The organism is Geobacillus sp. FSL K6-0789 (assembly GCF_038593135.1).
GTDB classification, from domain to species: domain Bacteria; phylum Bacillota; class Bacilli; order Bacillales; family Anoxybacillaceae; genus Geobacillus; species Geobacillus stearothermophilus.
This window is the reverse complement of record NZ_CP151966.1, coordinates 1532487-1548954: the sequence shown is the minus strand read 5'-3', so window position 1 is coordinate 1548954 and position 16468 is coordinate 1532487. Positions and strand designations below refer to the sequence as shown.

At 50.3% G+C, this 16468-nt stretch carries 14 protein-coding genes and 4 pseudogenes; 6 read left to right on the top strand and 12 right to left on the bottom strand.

Annotated elements, in window-relative coordinates; genetic code table 11:
- Nucleotides 1-68: 68 nt before the first annotated feature.
- The 7 genes and pseudogenes from NSQ51_RS08095 to NSQ51_RS08065 form a co-directional block, all read right to left on the bottom strand.
- Nucleotides 69-635 carry a shikimate kinase gene (locus tag NSQ51_RS08095; protein WP_033017083.1) on the bottom strand — a complete coding sequence of 189 codons (567 nt, stop codon included), beginning with the start codon at nucleotides 633-635 and terminating at the stop codon, nucleotides 69-71.
- A gap of 6 nt (nucleotides 636-641) precedes the next feature.
- Nucleotides 642-1677 (bottom strand): annotated as a pseudogene (locus tag NSQ51_RS08090) (LacI family DNA-binding transcriptional regulator).
- Between the two features lie 173 nt (nucleotides 1678-1850).
- Nucleotides 1851-2585, bottom strand: coding sequence for a CoA transferase (locus tag NSQ51_RS08085; protein ID WP_033017082.1), 735 nt, complete (start codon nucleotides 2583-2585; stop codon nucleotides 1851-1853).
- A gap of 24 nt (nucleotides 2586-2609) precedes the next feature.
- Nucleotides 2610-3383: a type I 3-dehydroquinate dehydratase gene (gene aroD / locus NSQ51_RS08080; RefSeq protein WP_014196097.1), complete on the bottom strand. Its 774-nt coding sequence runs from the start codon at nucleotides 3381-3383 to the stop codon at nucleotides 2610-2612.
- Between the two features lie 12 nt (nucleotides 3384-3395).
- Nucleotides 3396-4154 carry an IclR family transcriptional regulator gene (locus tag NSQ51_RS08075; RefSeq protein WP_121625905.1) on the bottom strand — a complete coding sequence of 253 codons (759 nt, stop codon included), beginning with the start codon at nucleotides 4152-4154 and terminating at the stop codon, nucleotides 3396-3398.
- 595 nt (nucleotides 4155-4749) lie between these two features.
- Nucleotides 4750-5195 (bottom strand): annotated as a pseudogene (locus tag NSQ51_RS08070) (hypothetical protein); the annotation flags it as partial.
- Nucleotides 5196-5508: 313 nt separating this feature from the next.
- A complete protein-coding gene (locus NSQ51_RS08065; RefSeq protein ID WP_342462754.1) occupies nucleotides 5509-6054 on the bottom strand; it encodes a DUF6431 domain-containing protein in 546 nt (181 codons plus the stop codon).
- A 228-nt stretch (nucleotides 6055-6282) separates the two neighbouring features.
- Between NSQ51_RS08065 and NSQ51_RS08060 the strand changes: the two are divergent.
- A pseudogene (locus NSQ51_RS08060) lies at nucleotides 6283-6549 on the top strand (helix-turn-helix domain-containing protein); the annotation flags it as partial.
- A 20-nt stretch (nucleotides 6550-6569) separates the two neighbouring features.
- A complete protein-coding gene (locus NSQ51_RS08055) occupies nucleotides 6570-6911 on the top strand; it encodes a hypothetical protein (RefSeq protein ID WP_121650220.1) in 342 nt (113 codons plus the stop codon).
- 243 nt (nucleotides 6912-7154) lie between these two features.
- Here NSQ51_RS08055 and NSQ51_RS08050 read toward each other — a convergent pair whose 3' ends face one another.
- On the bottom strand, nucleotides 7155-8591 hold the full coding sequence (locus NSQ51_RS08050) for a DDE-type integrase/transposase/recombinase (RefSeq protein ID WP_047817981.1): 1437 nt from the start codon (nucleotides 8589-8591) through the stop codon (nucleotides 7155-7157).
- A 468-nt stretch (nucleotides 8592-9059) separates the two neighbouring features.
- Between NSQ51_RS08050 and NSQ51_RS08045 the strand changes: the two genes are divergently transcribed.
- Nucleotides 9060-10373 carry a hypothetical protein gene (locus NSQ51_RS08045; RefSeq protein WP_147432160.1) on the top strand — a complete coding sequence of 438 codons (1314 nt, stop codon included), beginning with the start codon at nucleotides 9060-9062 and terminating at the stop codon, nucleotides 10371-10373.
- A 326-nt stretch (nucleotides 10374-10699) separates the two neighbouring features.
- A complete protein-coding gene (locus NSQ51_RS08040) occupies nucleotides 10700-11575 on the top strand; it encodes an IS982 family transposase (protein ID WP_339239037.1) in 876 nt (291 codons plus the stop codon).
- Between the two features lie 321 nt (nucleotides 11576-11896).
- Here the strand turns inward: NSQ51_RS08040 and NSQ51_RS08035 are convergent, their stop codons facing one another.
- The 3 genes from NSQ51_RS08035 to NSQ51_RS08025 all read right to left on the bottom strand — a co-directional run bounded on the left by NSQ51_RS08035 (nucleotide 11897) and on the right by NSQ51_RS08025 (nucleotide 13899).
- Nucleotides 11897-12589, bottom strand: a complete 693-nt coding sequence (locus NSQ51_RS08035) for a hypothetical protein (protein WP_230581341.1) — start codon at nucleotides 12587-12589, stop codon at nucleotides 11897-11899.
- Nucleotides 12590-12807: 218 nt separating this feature from the next.
- On the bottom strand, nucleotides 12808-13659 hold the full coding sequence (locus NSQ51_RS08030; RefSeq protein WP_033015450.1) for a Cof-type HAD-IIB family hydrolase: 852 nt from the start codon (nucleotides 13657-13659) through the stop codon (nucleotides 12808-12810).
- Nucleotides 13660-13680: 21 nt separating this feature from the next.
- Nucleotides 13681-13899, bottom strand: coding sequence for a hypothetical protein (locus NSQ51_RS08025; RefSeq protein ID WP_147432153.1), 219 nt, complete (start codon nucleotides 13897-13899; stop codon nucleotides 13681-13683).
- A 130-nt stretch (nucleotides 13900-14029) separates the two neighbouring features.
- On the opposite strand from NSQ51_RS08025, the gene NSQ51_RS08020 reads away from it, so the two are divergent.
- Together NSQ51_RS08020 and NSQ51_RS08015 are read left to right on the top strand one after the other, a co-directional pair.
- Nucleotides 14030-14443: an EamA family transporter gene (locus NSQ51_RS08020; protein ID WP_011231547.1), complete on the top strand. Its 414-nt coding sequence runs from the start codon at nucleotides 14030-14032 to the stop codon at nucleotides 14441-14443.
- Between the two features lie 280 nt (nucleotides 14444-14723).
- Nucleotides 14724-15842: an acyl-CoA desaturase gene (locus tag NSQ51_RS08015; protein WP_055358492.1), complete on the top strand. Its 1119-nt coding sequence runs from the start codon at nucleotides 14724-14726 to the stop codon at nucleotides 15840-15842.
- 149 nt (nucleotides 15843-15991) lie between these two features.
- On the opposite strand, the pseudogene NSQ51_RS08010 reads toward NSQ51_RS08015, so the two are convergent.
- A pseudogene (locus NSQ51_RS08010) lies at nucleotides 15992-16375 on the bottom strand (DUF302 domain-containing protein).
- Nucleotides 16376-16468: the final 93 nt, after the last annotated feature.

Sequence of the window (16468 nt, the reverse complement as noted above, 5' to 3'; positions counted from 1 at the left end):
TGCCAATGAGGAAATCAAAAAAGCAAGCCCCTTTGCCTAGGAGCTTGCTTGCCCGCGGCTAAATCCTCTCAACGGTTCGGCTCGTACACATCCCATGTCCATTTAATCGACTGAACAATTTGGTCCGCCGCCTGTTCAGCCTCGAGCTCATTGATAATGACGCGGGAATGATGGAGCGCATAGGCTGATTGGCGCTGGAAAAAGAGCTGCTCCACTTCTTCCAACGTTTTGTTTTTCAACACCGGCCGGCTGTCGACAATAAGCGGCAGCCGCTCTTTCTTCCAATGCTCCCACGACAAGTCAAGGAAAAAGACGATGCCGTGGGCCAAACAGGCGCGCCGCACGTCTTCCTGCAAATACGCACCGCCGCCAAGCGAAAGGATTTTCAACCTCGTATTCGTACATAAATCAACGATCAGCTCCCGCTCAACCTGCCGAAAATACGCTTCCCCTTTTTGCGCGAACATCTCCGGAATCGACATCCCGTGCCGCCGCTCGATTTCCGCATCGACATCGATAAAGTCGCGGTATAACTTCTTTGCCACGAGCTGCCCGATCGTTGTTTTCCCTGCTCCCATAAAGCCGATCAAAATGATATTTCGCTCGCGAAGCGGGATGACCGTCTGCCTCTCCACGCTGCTTCACCTCTTTTCCTCTCTCTTCCCAGAAGACTGGCGAATGACAAGCTCCGGATGCAAAATCGTCCGTTTCGGTGCACTCGCATCCCCTTTCATGCGTTCATGCAGCTGCTTGGCCGCATAGGCGCCGATCTTCTCAGGAAACGCGGCGACAGTTGTGAGCGGCGGCTGAAACAGCGCCGATTCTTGAATATTGTCAAACCCGACGACCGCGATGTCGCGCCCTGGAACGATCCCTTCCTCTTTTAAGCCAAGCATCGCCCCAAACGCGACGACATCGTTGTAACAAAAGAGCGCTGTCGGCGGGTTCGGGTGCTGCAACAGGCGTTTGACCGCCATCCGCCCGCCTTGCCTTGTCGTCGCCGATGGCACAAGCAGCGTGTCATCCATCTCGATGCCCGCCGCACGCAACGCTTCACTGTACCCCGACCGGCGCGCTTTCCATACGGACGATTGCGGAGACCCACCGATAAAGGCGATGCGCCGATGGCCGCCTTCGAGCAAATGCTCGACCGCCATCCGCCCGCCGGCTATATTATCGATCCCAATATAATCAAACTGTCCGGCCGGAAGTTCATCACGGGCAAACAATACAACAGGAATATCCCACTGCCGCAGCCGCTCGAGCATCTCTGCCGAACATCCAGGAACCGGGCTCATGATCACACCGCCCACCCGATGCTCCAGCATCGTCGACAATAAGGCGTCTTGTTTTTCCGGCCGGTCAAACGTCGTGCCTAAAATGACCGTATATCCTTCCTGATCGAGCGCCTCATGGACGCCAACGAGCAATTCGAAAAAAACGGGTTGTCAAGTTCGGTGATAATAAGACCCACTGTCGACGAACGCTGCGAACGCAAATTGGCCGCCACGCGGTCATAGACGTAGCCAAGCTCTTTCATCGCTTGGAGCACTTTTTTCTCGTTTCTTTCGAAATATTCGGACTCTCACGGACGACAAGAGAGGCGGGCGCCCGCGACACGCCGGCGTGTTTGGCGACTTGTTCGAGCGTCACGCGGGAACGCTTTTTATCTGACACCGTTCGAATCACCTGCTTTACCGTCGCTTTCACCTATCAAAAGTATAAAGGCTGGCGGCAAGCAGTGTCAATGCAAGTCGTGGGCTACCGGGAAAACAAACTTCGAAACAAAAAACCCGGCAGCCTCGCACAAGGCAAGGAGCCGGGAAGACGGCAAGCCGCCGTTCGTTCATTCATATGATCTCGTTTTCTCGCAGCCGCTCAATGTCTTCCTTGGACATGCCAAGCATCGTTTGCAAAATCTCTTCGGTATGCTCGCCTAAATCCGGAGCAGTGCGGCGGATGGCGCCTGGTGTTTTTTCGAATTTCGGCACAATGCCGGGCATTTTAATTTTGCTAAGGCGCGGATGGGCGACTTCGATGATGTTTTCCCTTGCTTGGTAATGCGGATGCTCAAAAATATCTTTAATGCTCAAAATCGGGCTGACCGGCGGACGGTCCGGATACCCTTGCAAATACGTAAACCCGCTGAACGCCGTCGCCGGCGTGCCGAATCCGGCTTTCTCGCGAAACGGACCTGTTTGCCCGTAGCCCGAGACGCGAATCATCACCAGCTTCGGATTGATCCGCTTCAGTTCTTCATATCCGCCGCCCCATTTTTCGAGCTTGCCGGGGCGGAAATTTTCGATGACAATATCGACGTGGCGGACAAGCTCTTTAAAAATATTCATTCCTTCTTCTTTGCGCAAATCCAACGTGAGCGACCGTTTATTGCGCGCCAGTCCGGGCCAGCGGAGCGGCTCCCCATCCTTGAACGGCCCGACATGGCGGAGCGTATCCCCTTTTCCTGGCAATTCCACCTTGATGACATCGGCGCCAAAATCACCGAGCAAAACCGCCCCAAACGGCGCCGCGATCATTGTCGACACATCGAGCACTTTGACGCCTTCCAGCGGCAAACGCGCCATGACAATCTCCTCCCCCATTTCGATTTATTGTCCGTATGTCATGATGACCGACAACGCGGTCCGGACGTCTTCAATCGGAATTTGCCCCGGCGCCGAGCTTTGCCGTCCGACTGCAAAGGTGACGGCAGAGCCGAACAATCCGCCTGCCAGGCGGGTGATGGCGCCCAATGCCCCCATCGACATCGTGATCAGCGGGATGTCCACCTCTTTTCGCGCTTCTTCCGTCGCCTGCAGCAGCGTGAGCACATCCCCCCGCGTTTTCGGCATCACAGCTGCTTTCGCGATGTCGGCGCCGCATTGTTCCGCTTGACGCATTTTCGCGACAAGCTCTTCCTTCGATGGCGTATGATCAAAATTGTGGTAAGACAACACAAGGCGCACTCCATAGCGGCGCGTCAGCTCCCGGACGATCGGGATGCGCGGCCCATGGGCAAGCTCGTAATCAAGCAAATCGATCGCCCCGCTTTCACAGACGGTTTCAAACAACCGAATCTTTTCCTCTTCCGTCAACGAAATCGGTTGCCCGCCTTCCTGTTCGGAACGAACCGTAAACAAAATCGGGATGTCTCCGGCAATCGCCCGCATCTTTCTCGATGTGGCCGCCACTTCCTGTTCGTCCCGAATCGCCTCGAAAAAGTCCGCCCTCCATTCAATGAGATGCGGCTTTTTCTCCGTGATTTGCCTTGTTTCCTCCAACACTTGCTTCGCGTCCGCTCCGACGACCGGGGCGCAAATGCACGGTTCGTCTCCCCCGATCAAGACATTGCGCACACGGACAGCACGCTTTGCAATCGCCATATGCTCTCCCCCTTATGGTCGATAACCTAGTTTTTCGGAAATGGCTTGTGCTCCTTCTTTTACGAGCCTCTCGAACTGTTCCATCACTTCCCGTGTAAATCGATGCGCCGGCCCAGAGACGGACAAGCAGGCGCCCACTTCCCCGCGGATGTCGAAAATGGGCGCCGCAACGGCCGCAGAGCCGACTTCCCGTTCATCGACGCTGGATGCCACACCGCGCTCGCGAATCGCCTCAAGCTCCGCCGTCAGACGATCCAAGCGTTCCTTTGTCGGCACTTGCGCAAAAATCCGCTCTTGAACTTCGGGCGATTGATAGGCCAACAATACTTTTCCCCCCGCCCCCGCCCAAAGCGGCAGCCGCTCGCCGATTCTCACCATATGGCGCAGCGCCTGAAGCCCCTCGCACTGTTCGACGCAAACGCGGGCATCTTGTTCCAGCACGTATAAGTTCACCGTCTCCCGCGTCTCGTCGCGCAGCCGCTCCATCACCGGCCGCGCGATTTCCCGCACTTTAATCGATTTGCCGGCAATATATCCTAAATAGTACAATCCTTGTCCAAGACGGTACTTTAACGTCTCCGGATCTTTGACGACCAAGCGGTTTTGCTCCAGCGTAGCGAGCAGGCGCGTCGTCGTCGATTTGGCGAGCGAAATCTTTTTCGCAATTTCCGTGAGTGATAGCTCTTGTTCCTCGAGGGTAAAACAATACAAGATGTCAATGGCCCGCTGCACCGTGCGCAAGCCGGCTTCGTGTTTTTTTTCTTCCTGCACCTGTTTGTTTCCCCCCTTCCTTATGTTCCGTTAAACGGAATTTCATTTCTTTCAGTGGAACATTACTCCCATTTTAGCATCTTCATTCACCGCCGTTCAAGCTTTTTTTTCGCGTTTCTTTCCTTTTTGCTTTCAACAAGAGAAAGGGCGGCGAAGCCTTTTTTCATTTAAACGTCTGTGTGAAGGGACATATGCTGCGTTAGGCCTGTCTTCCTGCCCGTCCATTGTCTGAACGGATTGCATAAACCGTTCAAATTTTTCAGTAAGTTATGGACAAACGAAAGCGAACTTTGTTATAATCCATTCAATAATTCCGTTTAAAGAAAACAAGTTACATACAATGGAACAAAAAAGAGGGGGGATGATCAGCGAACATTTGAGAACCGATTGTAAACTAGCACATTATTTCAGAATCCCTTTTTCAAATTATTTCAGGCGGATTCGGAAATAATGTGCAAAATTTTTGCGGATTGTTCCGGATTTTGCACATTCTTTCGGAACGTTTGCACGCTCTTTCAGATGAAGATTTCCAGCGCGCCTGATGGACCTATGGAAAAGAAAAAGCACAAAAGAGGCCGATTCGGCCCCTTTCATGCTAATACCCCATTTCCTCTGCGGCCATGCGCACCACTTCTTCGTCAATGGCGTCCTTTTTCAGCTGATACCCGTATAACAGGCACGTCGTGGCCAACGTGTTGATCACCCGAGGCCATCCCCGCGACTGCAGGGCAATCGCCTCTAACGCCGATGGGGTGAAGATCGGATGCTTCGCCCCGGCCTGTTTCATCCGATGTTCGATGTAGCCCGCCACCTCTTCCTTCTCCAGCGGCCCCATCCGGTATCGCATGATGATCCGCTGGTCGAGAGGGCGGTGCTGATTGAGCCGCAGCTTCCCCTGTAAATGGGGCAGCCCGGCCAAAATCAAGACAAATCTTTCAGATACGTCTTCGGTTCCACCTGCCCATTCACCAACGGAGCGATTAGCCCGTACCGAAACAGGGCAATGTCGTGTCTCATCGACTCATCCATTCGAATCTCCTCCTTGTCTCACTTGGAATCAGGACCGTTCCGGTCCGTCTGCCCTTATCGTACCGGATCGCTTTTTCTCCGTCGATAGGAAAGGTTTGTGGGAACCTCAACTATTTCCAATTTAGGATATATATGTAAAATAAGGATCCCCCTGAATCCGTGACAGCAGCTCATCAAAAGCACCGGAAAACGTAATCATATCAAGGGTTTAGCCCAGTTTCGGATGTTCACTTATTGAGTGAAAAGCAAAAAGTGTGATATTTGTTGATTTATCAAGCTTTCTCAGCAGTTTGAACGCGTTTTTATCACGGATTCAGGATCCCATTTAATTCGCAAAAGGGTGTCGGAATCCGTCCTCCCACATGTCTCTGATGACCGAATCAAGACCGTGTTTCTCCAACGTCCGGATCCACCAGGAAGCCCGTTCCTTTTCTTTTTTCACGATAGGGCCTATGATCCTCCACCGCCTCGCAAAAAAGCTATGAAGGCTTGATAGGTTTCGGTAGAACCGTCGGACATAAAAGATGATGCCGTCCTTTGTCGGGAGAAACGGAGCCTGGTTCGTCCTTTCGGTCAATCCCAACTGCTCTTTCACGACTTGCCATATGGCGGACAACGTATACTGAAAATACGGGAGGAGAAAGGAAGGCAGCACACTCACCGTCTTCAAGCATTCCCGACAGCGATACCGGACAATCCAAATGCGATCATCACCATGTGGGGTCAATGCGTTTCGCTCATCGTAACCGTGGCGGTGCAACGGGCGCTTGGCCCGGCAATGCGGACACTGTGTCAGAAGAGGGAAGTCGTTTTCTTTTCCACGCTCTGCATACGTTTGGACGTCAATGCCAAAGTCATGAAATTGAATCACGTCCTCCTCCCCTCCTCTGAACCGATGGATTTTCTCTTCCGAAATAATTCACAAAAAATTTAGCACATTCTTTCAGAAAAGGGGAGAGGGCTTTCTGAAGGAATGTGCAAAAAAATGGCTCTTTTGTTCCGAAATAAAGTGATAATTTACATTAACCTTCGCATAAGCGGTGCCCACTCTGGTTATACTGCTCCTAAGGAAAAGCATGAGAAAGGAGCGGAATTCTGCATGAAACGTCTCAACATCACCGACAACCATGGATGGGTGCCCCGGAAACTCCGCAAGCAGGAACGGAAGATCAAAAACGCTCATCTCCGCCAACGTGTGATGGCCGTCCGCCTGGTCATGGAAGGCTATTTGGACAAAGACGTGGCCTCCATGGTCAACGTGTGCCGCCAAACCGTTTCCCATTATGTGTCGCTGTTTAACGAAGGGGGCCTGGAACTCCTGCTTCATCGGGATTTTGCCCCTGGGCGAGAGCCGTTTCTCACCGAAGCATTGCGGGAGTGTCGTTTATGTTAAAGTTTAAGCGTCATTTATTATTGGTTTCTTCTTTTATGATTTTTAATTTTTTCCTTTTTTTCATTCACCCTTTTTTTGCTTATGCAAAATCTATTTCCACACCTTATGGAGTGTTGACGGATTTAGGTCCTAAGGTGCGCAATATCTCTGTTAATACTTCACGTGCCGCCATGGATAAAAAAGGAAATTGTTATTTGTATATGATTTTGCACGGAACACCTACAGTACTAGCTGTTTTAGACCTCAATACGGGAAAGGTCAAGAAAACATTTCCACTCTTGGATTCCACTGCTGCTTGGGCCATGGACATAGAGGTAGCGTCAAAAGTTCTATGAAAACTCCACACAGATCATCCCATTGAGCATCGTGGGGCATGCGGAGGGCCGGATTCGCCCTTGACCAACACCCGCCAAAGGTGCGGAAGAGTCGTCAAGGGCGACGGGGACAAAAAAGAAGGCAATAAGAAAGCCGCCCTTGCCATGACCGAATTTTACCTTTGGCGGTGTTCGGTTGGTCAAGGGTTCGCTTCGCCGAATCCGGCAGGAGTTCTGTTCAACGGGCTCCAGAGGACAAAAAAGTCAGGCCGCCTCTTGTTGGAGAAACGCTTGTGCCATGGCGATCAGCTTCGTCCACCGGGCCGGCATATGCGGAAGATCCGCCAGTTCCGGGATGACGACCGGCACCCGGCCTTCGAGCGCGCTGTGTGGGCGCAGAAAGTTGAAATACGCCACAAACAGCGTCACAAAGGACACCGAGCCTTCTTCCGCACCAAACCCATGGGTCGGGCGGTAGTTGCCTTTAAAGGTCCGGTTGAATCGCTCGATGATCTGCTTGAGAGGGCGAAACTCTTCCGAGACCGGATCCTCATTGGTCAGCCCGATCACTTGGCGGACGTCAAATGAAATCCCGTGTTGGGCGAAGAAGTGTTGCGCCAGCAGATAAATCGGGTTGCCATCCACGACGAACGACAAGTCGTCTGGGAGGGACGCTAGCTTCCTGAGGACATCATCGATGGCCTTGATGGCCGAGAGCGTGTCCCGGTTGGGCGAGACGCGATACGACAGCACGATCTTTTTGACGGCGTCAAACATAAAGAACAGGTAATGCCAGCGCCCTTTGACGCGAATATACGTCTCGTCCCCGCAAAACGAACCGGACAGCTCATACGGGAACCGGTCGACAAAGGGCTTGATCCAAAGCGCGACGCTGTTGGCGTAGTTGAGCACCGTCTGATGGGAGATCGAGACGCCATGGATGTCCTTCATGGCGGCGGCGGTCTCCCTCGAGGACATCCCAAAGTTGACGTAGTACGTCAACACGAGCCCCAACACGTGCGGCGACGCAGCCAGCCGGGACAAATCGACCTTCGGCTTGATGAGCGACGAGGAAGCCAACGGGAGAAAGTCAAACAAGAACTCTCGAAACAAATACCGCACCTTGAAGGCTTGAGGATCCTGTTGAAACTGTTGGCGCTCCTTCTTCGTCATCCGGCGAAGGTTGGCCTGGTAAAACGGGCAAGCGTTGTTCTTGCACTTATAGATGTTGTATTCTTTGCGTTCCTTGATTTTTTCCAGCGTCTTTTTGCAGTGCGGGCAGCGAAAGACCGCTTGCTTGGTGAACCGATTTCGGTGGTTGAACCGGCACTGGCACACTTTGCATTGGTATTGCCCTTTTCCGCCGTTATTGGCGTACAGGTAAGAAGAGGGAGCCTGGCAGCGAGGGCAGGTCAACGAATCCGGAACACGGTGTTTCGCATTCGCGCGGCGCTGGATGGGCCGTAAAGGACGTCCGTGCTGGGCTTCATAGTCTGCCAACAGCTTTCGGTAATCAAGGGTTTCCGGCACATCGATGATCGGAAGGTCATCGACCTGAAGTTTCCGGTACGGCTTTTGGATGGGTTCGTCCAAGTCCTCGAGATTCAAGGATTTTCCCACGATCACACCCATCAAATACACAATGATTTGATATTGGGTCTTGATTATTTCGAGCAAATAGGCTAATAATTGAGGTAACAAAGCTTGTCACTCCTTTGTTTTGGCTGTTGGGTGTCGTTACCTCAATGATGGCCGAAAACAACGGGGGTGGCAAGCTTTTTTTCTTCCAACCGTTGAAACTCAAGGGAAAACCGTGAGTGTGGAGGATAAACTTTTGACAATACCGACATAGATGAAGGGGGAGTTTTATGGATTGGCGGCACGAATAAAGGCAGTATTTATCGCTTTGATCCTAATACGTTTTCATTCAAGAATTTTGGTAATCAATTAGGCGGTTCTAAAGAAGTAGCTATTCAAGATATTACACATTCTAATCAAAAATTATTTGCAACAACCGCATATGGGGCTAATTTCTTTAGTTTTAGTAAAGCTAAAGGAAAACGTGTCAGCGGCTTATCACCTTTAGAACCGGGTAAGAAATTCGCAAAATCAATTGTGTATGATCAAGGTTCCAATACTTTGTTTATTTCGCTCGGAGCAAAAGCGAATTTGCTTAAATGGAATCTATCGACAGGTAAAAAAGAACATATTTTACCGCTTAAATATCAGTCCGAAACATATATCTATAAGATGAGAATTGTGAACCAGTATTTGTTTGCCCGCATGTATCCGAGCGAGAAAATTGCCGTGTATGATATGAAAAAAAACCGTTTCGTGGCTGAATTTCCTGCAAGTTCAATCGTATCTAACAAGAATCCTTTTAAGAATGAGGTCTATTATACATATAAAGGGAAGTTTTACCGTTTTGATTTGAAAACGTTAAAAACTTATAGAACTAACCTTTCGTTGCCTCCATTTACCGAAGCGATTTCTTTGGACTTCGTGAAAAAGAAAAATGGAGAAACGGTCTTAACAGGTCTTGTAGATAATGACGGGCGTTATTATGAGTTGAATCCGATTCGGAATAGGCTTGTCATTCGTAAACCTACTTTACCGGCTCAACCCGTTAATTTATACACAATGACGCAAAGTTTAGATGGGAGCAAAATTATTATTAACGGTTATATGTCAGGTGGCTTGTGTATTTACGATGTGGATACGAAAAAAGAAATTGAGTTAAAACCTGTTAGTCAATTAGAAACGATACTTGTTACACCTGGAAAAATGTATTTAGGTGCTTATCCGAAAGCTCGATTGCTTGAGTACGATTTAGCATCGAAATGGAAAGGATATCCAATAAATCCCAGAAAGTTACTAAATCTTTTGTCATATGGTCAGACAAGAATTACAGCTTTAATTAAAAAAGATAATACTCTCTTGCTTGGAACATATCCGGAGAATTCAACCGGAGGTGGTGTGCTTGCCCTTTATGATACGGTTTCGGGCAAATCAACAGTTTATCCAAACTTTATCAATAATCAGAGTATTATATCTCTTTTAGCGTATAAAGATGGCTATATTTATGGGGGAACATCTCGTCACGCCAACTATAAAGTGTCAAAAGAGCCGGCAAGATTTTTCCGTTTTAAACTTGATAATCCAAAGCGGGTCGAATTTTTACCAATACCGTTAAACAGTGTCATGATATCTTCTTTAATTGAGGGACCTGATGGAAACATATGGGGAATGGCTAATGGGACACTGTTCCAATACAACCCTTCGACGAATTCATTTAAAACTAAGCAAATTTTAAAAGCGATTTCTGGTCGCTTCAAAAATGCCGTTTTAGTAAACGGAAAAAATGGTTTATTGTACGGTACTGTTGAAGGGAAGCTTTTTGAAGTTGATCCATCTACTATGAAAGTAACTATTTTGCTTGATCATAATGCTTGGGATTTAGCAATAGATAAAAATGGTACCTGAATCCGTGATAAAGACGCGTTCAAAGCTGCCAAGAAAACTGGATCAATCAACAAAATATTGCACTCGGGGTTCTTCACCTAATAGGTGAACATTCGAAATGGAGTCGAAGTCTCGACACGATTGGGTTTCCCGGCATTTTTGATACACTTCTGTCACGGATTCAGGTGGTACTCTTTATGTAAGAAACTTGAAGAGATTATATTCTTTTCAGAGAAAATAGCAGTATACCCGTGGTGCTAGATAAACTCAAACAAGCATAAAAATAGCCCTTGCAGAGGATCCCCTTAAAATGAAAGTGCAACCAAACATTGAAAAGGAGAATCCCTATGCAAGAGCACTTTCATTTTACTACAGATCAAGCAAAGATTCAAAAGCAATATGCCGCCATTTTCGTTTTTGTTTCTGCTCAACTTTCATGCATTCAGGTGCATCTTCATCGTCGAAATCGCCATTTGGTCAAGCAAGAGGACGCTGTCATCATCGCCATTCATCTTTTAGGAAAGCTGCTCGGTTTTACTTCACGGGCATGGCATCGTTTTGTCACGGGAAATTTGTTCACAAACGGCTCGTTTCTCGAACGTTCCCGGTATAACCGCCGTTGCCGGGCGCTTGGTTTCGCCATCAAATGGATCCGTCATGAGCTGGCAAAACGCGGTCAACATCATGCCTATGCCGTCGTGGACAGCTTGCCGCTCCCATTGTGCCATACGGCAAGAATGCATCGCGTCAAACGGTTTCAAGAGATCGCCGACATCGGGTATTGCGCTTCCAAAAAGCAATGGTACTACGGGTTGAAGCTGCACCTTCAAGTGACCGATCAAGGGCTGCCAATGGGGTATGTGGTGACGGAAGCATCTTGCCACGATCGAATCGCAGCCGAAAGCGTGATGACCCAAATTCCCCACCCGTATAACTTTGGGGACAAAGGATTCATTAGCCGTGACTTGCAAAAAAGGCTGTACGAAGAATACCAAATGGCGCTTTGGACTCCGTCTCGAAAAAACCAGAAACATCGTGCGTCTGAGACATGGGAGCAGTGGATCCAACAAAAACGCAAAGTGATCGAGACGGTGTTCTCGGTTCTGGTTGACCACTATCGCATCACGGGGATCCGAGCCAATTCGATTATCGGATTTGAAGTGGCACTAGACGGTATATTGTTAGCTTATTCCCTGGTTACACTTGGGCTAGTTGAGCGCTAAAGCTCAACTAGCACCACGGGTTAAATAAAAAATCCTTTGTTTTGACCTTGTTAGGGTGCGAAATGTGAGATATAAAACAAAAGAATGAAGATTAGATCGATCTAAAAACCTCCAGAACAAATCTTCTTTGTTTCCATTTTTAAGCAGACGATCCCGAGCGCACCAACTAGGCACGCCTATTTATTAGATCGATCTAAAAAAGAAATGACAAACAATTCAATCGATTCGATCTCATTATATCGTTCTGATGAAAACGCTGTCAACCTAAAAATCTTCTTTCTTTGAAAAAAAGAAGGAAACGACCCCACAACGCCATAGATATCAGCCGAAAAACAGCCGCTCCGCCAACAGCGCAATGCCGATTCCTCCGGCCATATAACCGAGCGCAAACGGAACATTCCTCCTGCCGATCCGATACGGATTGTCCCCCAGCTCCTCCGCCAGCAAAGAAACAGAAATATTGTACGGGCTGTACATGACCGTCGCCAAACTGCAACAAACGAGCACAATCGACAACGGCACCGCCGGAACAAGCAGCGGCATGAGCAGCGTCAAGCTGACCAACGGATGAAACCCAACAAACGACGTCGCGAAAAAATAAACGGCAATCATTCCATACAGCCAGACGGAATGTTCCGCCCCGACGCGAAACCAGCCTCCAAGCCCAGCGAGCAGCGGAGACCGGGCCAGCATCTCGACAAACAACCCGGCTCCTAAAAACATGAAAAAATAGTTTCCCAATCCCTCTGTCCGCTCTTTCCAATGGCAGAGCGCCATCACCGCATACCGCTTCACCCGGCGCACAAGCAGCGCCCATCCGAAACAAAACAATCCAACACCAAATGCAAAAAACAGAGCTCCCGACACCTGGTACACCCCGCGGGCGAAAAACGTGGACACAATAAACGCTGACAGCGCTGCAGTTCCCATAGCATCGTGAACGGGGGCCGTCTCGACAAACTGGACCACCATATACAGCGCCACCGCCGCTGTATACACCGGCACCCACCACATTCCAATTCAGTCTTGAATGCGATCGTGCGTCATTGTTCTCACCTTTCGTTGCCATACGTTGAGATGATGATGCGACTGTTGTCCATAAGCGGCGAAAACGATTCCCCTCTCCGACAGCACACATTCACGTTTCAGCAGACGGGGCAAGCACCGGAAACCTGAGCCTCTCTACATCCAAAGCGATGTGGTGAACGTCCAATCGAAAAAAACGGGTGCCGCTACACCCGTTTCGCAAGCAGCCGCTCAAGCCCCGCCGCCACCCCATCTTCTTCGTGGGAGGACGTCACCATGTCGCAGATGGCTTTCAGCTCCGGCTCGGCATTGTCCATCGCCACGCGATAGCCTGCGACCTTAAACATCGACAAATCGTTATGGCTGTCGCCAAAAGCGACCGTGTCGCGCACATCGATGCCGTAATGGGCGGCGAGCTGTTTGAGCGCCTCGCCTTTTGTCGCCCGTTCGTTGTTCATCTCAATATTGTGCGGGTGCGACGAGGTAACCGTGACACCACGGAGCGCGGCGAATCGCGACGCTGCATCACGCAGCCGCTCGCGGTCGAGGGCGAAAATCAGCAGCTTATACATCACCGTCTGCGGGTCGTCCCACACCGTGCGGATGTCATCAACATACATCACCCGCGCCTGCTGGAACTGCTTGTTCACGAGCCACTTCACCTCTGGCGCCGCATCGGCCATCCCGGAAGCGAGCGCCTCCCATTGGGCGCGGTTGTGCAGGCCGACATAGACCGCATCGCCCGTGTACGTTTCGCAATACAAATCGGACTGTTCGCGCACCCACTCAAGCGTCGGACGGACGATTGTCCGCTCGAGCGGCGCCTCGCTGATGACCGTGCCGTCTTCGAGCGAAACGACCGCGCCGTTTAAGCTGGCAATCGGGCAGATAATGTCCGCCTCGCGAAGCGGGGCGAGCGCGTCTTTGCGCGCCCTCCCTGTCACGACGGCGACAATGTGGCCCTGCGCCTGCGCTGCGGTGATGGCCGCCCGGTTTCGTTCACTGATTTTTCCTTCCCTGTTTAATAGCGTTCCGTCCATATCGAGTGCAATCAACATCTCTGATCCCTCTTTCTTTCGTCATGCCAAAAGCGGCTGGAAAAACGGTGTTCCGACAGAAGCCGGGGCTAGTGGAAAGTTGGAAATATCCACCCTCTTCTCTCCGTACGTCAGCGCCTGACTCCATCTGCTCTTGTTCTGCAACGCTTCCTTTTTATTCTGATAGCTGTCGGGTTCTTCGATCACAAACGGTGCGAACCATTGGCGCACTTCATCAGAACGAGGGGGATTTGTGCTCATCTTAACGCCCAGCTCGCAAAAGTGGTGCTTGCCCTCCATTATAACAAACGAACGGAAAAATGGCGAAATGTTCTTCCTTCTCATAGTATAATAGATGAGAAAAATTCTCAGCGAAAGCGAAGGGATCGATATGTGGATCGTGTATGCTTTGTTGGCGGCGGTGTTTGCGGCGCTGACATCGGTGCTGGCGAAAATCGGCATTGAAAACGTCAATTCCCATCTCGCGACCGCTATTCGCACCGTTGTCGTGCTCGTGCTCGCATGGCTGATCGTCTGGATGACAGGCGCCCATCAAGGCGTCAAAGTGATCTCAACGAAAAGCTGGGTGTTTCTCTGCCTTTCAGGAGCAGCAACCGGATTGTCGTGGCTTTGTTTCTACAAAGCAATCCAAATCGGCGATGTCTCGCGCGTCACCGCCATTGACAAGTCGAGCTTGGTGCTGACGATCTTGTTTGCGGCGATGTTTCTCGGCGAACCGCTGTCCGCGAAAGTGGTGATCGGGGTGCTGCTCATTACCATCGGGACATTGATCATGATGTTTTAGCCAGCCGCCTTCTCAATCGTTTAGCCTGTTCTTCTCGAAATATTGCCGCCATACTCAATTTTGGCAGTTTTCCATCAAGCCTATAGACAGGACAATCCAAAAGATATTATGATAAATTTTATAGTGACCTAGAGCTTTTCTCCGCCCTCCGCATCATTTCGGCATAGATGACAGCTTTGGGGATCACCTTATGAAATAAGGTCTTCGTTGCGACCAAGAGTGTGTGAATGGCTTCGCCGCTGCTTGTCAAACGGAGAGTAGCTTGAAAGGAGATCACTGAATGAATGATTTTCACCCGTTCGGCTGGTACGCGGCGAAAATGGCCCCGCATTTGCCGAAAAAAGCGTTTCAACCCGTGAAGTCCCGCTTGTTTGGAGGTCTGGCTTATGTAGGGCTCGTCATCGCCGGCATCCTCGCTGTGTCCCTTTTCCACCTCCATCCTGTATGGAACCTCCTCATCTCGGTTGTGCTTGGTTTCAGTTTTGCTGCGTTAGGATTTTTAGGACATGAAATTTTGCATGGCACCGTCGTCCGTACACCATGGCTGCGCGATCTTCTCGGAGCGATCGCCTTTTGGCCGCTTTGCACCGGTCCGAAGTTGTGGAGAAAATGGCATAACGCCAGCCACCATGTGCATACCCAGCATGAAGAAAAAGACCCGGACGCGTGGCCAAGCATGGAGAAATTAGCGAAAAGCCGCCTGCTCTCTTGGGTATACCGCATCCCGTTTCCGATTCGCGCGTTTTTCTCGTTTAGCTCCTTGTCGGTGATGTTTACCCTTCATTCGGTGCGGATGCTTTTTTACTTTTTCAAAGACTTTCGCCGGAAGAACCGCGCGGTTGTCCTGTTTCAATTTTTCTTGCCTTGGGCGACATGGCTCGGGCTGTTATGGCTTGTCGGCTGGGAAAAATGGCTGTTCGCCTTTTTGCTTCCGCTGCTCGTCGCCAACACGATCGTCATGAGCTATATCGCAACCAACCATCGTCTCAATCCGTTAGTGCCGGTCAACGATCCGTTGGCGAACAGTTTGTCGGTCACCGTGCCAAAGTGGGTGGATATCCTTCACTTCCACTTTTCGCACCATACTGAACATCATCTCTTTCCAGCGATGAGCTCGAAGTACTACCCGCTCGTGAAAAAACACATCAAACAAATGTGGCCCGACCGCTACCACGAAATGCCGATGGGAAAAGCGTTGGCCGCCCTTTGGAAAACGCCGCGCGTCTACTACGAGCACAACGAGCTTATCGAACCGAAGCAAGGCCATGTGTACGGCACGCTCGGCAATGGGCTCAACCCCGACCGGATTGTGCATCGCGAACTGGAAACGGAAAAACAGCCGCGCGCAGCCAAAAAACGGGCAAAAACAAAAAAAGCGGCGGGGAAAGAGAATTTGTAGAAAGGATGGGCTTTGCGGCCGTCCGCCTCCTATGTGGATCAAATAGCAGCGAAGAGGGGAAAAGAGCGCTTTTCTTTCGGCAAACCTGCGTTTCCGTTTATATGTGCACAACCAAAAGGTGCCCCGTCTGTGGGACACCTTTTTCCTTTTCACTGACGGCATTGGTCAATGCAAGCGACCAACCTTTTCTCAATATCTTCCGCGATTTCCTTCAACGCCGGCTCGTTCACCATGCCAACAAGCATTGTCGGCTTCGGCATGCCGATTTTCGTTGTGCCGTTCTCTTGATAGACGAGTTTGCACGGCAAAAAGTAACCGACCAACAAGTTTTCATTTCACACCCGCGCCGCTTCTTGCGGGTTGTACACTTCGAAAATGACCATCGGCGTGGAAAAATCAAGCCCCTTTTCTTGCAGCTTTTCGGTCACGCTGAACCGCCAGAGCACGCCAAACCCTTCTTGTTTCAAGTTCTCTTCCAAACGCTCGATCGTTTCGTTCATGCCCGTTGACACGTCAACCGTGTAATGGAACATCGTTCCTTCTTCCCTTCGTTATGTTTTCCCGTTGTTTAGCATGCTCAAATCGATCGCTCACCATCACGCAGAAAACGGACGGCGACACATGAT

Bases quoted from the DNA above. Each gene is read 5' to 3' on its own strand.
- NSQ51_RS08055 (WP_121650220.1), top strand. From the start codon at position 6,570: ATGTTAAAGTTTAAGCGTCATTTATTATTGGTTTCTTCTTTTATGATT.
- NSQ51_RS08020 (WP_011231547.1), top strand. From the start codon at position 14,030: ATGTGGATCGTGTATGCTTTGTTGGCGGCGGTGTTTGCGGCGCTGACA.
- NSQ51_RS08030 (WP_033015450.1), bottom strand. From the start codon at position 13,659: ATGTTGATTGCACTCGATATGGACGGAACGCTATTAAACAGGGAAGGA.
- NSQ51_RS08035 (WP_230581341.1), bottom strand. From the start codon at position 12,589: ATGTGGTGGGTGCCGGTGTATACAGCGGCGGTGGCGCTGTATATGGTG.
- NSQ51_RS08025 (WP_147432153.1), bottom strand. From the start codon at position 13,899: ATGAGCACAAATCCCCCTCGTTCTGATGAAGTGCGCCAATGGTTCGCA.
- NSQ51_RS08015 (WP_055358492.1), top strand. From the start codon at position 14,724: ATGAATGATTTTCACCCGTTCGGCTGGTACGCGGCGAAAATGGCCCCG.
- aroD (WP_014196097.1), bottom strand. From the start codon at position 3,383: ATGGCGATTGCAAAGCGTGCTGTCCGTGTGCGCAATGTCTTGATCGGG.
- NSQ51_RS08040 (WP_339239037.1), top strand. From the start codon at position 10,700: ATGCAAGAGCACTTTCATTTTACTACAGATCAAGCAAAGATTCAAAAG.
- NSQ51_RS08085 (WP_033017082.1), bottom strand. From the start codon at position 2,585: ATGGCGCGTTTGCCGCTGGAAGGCGTCAAAGTGCTCGATGTGTCGACA.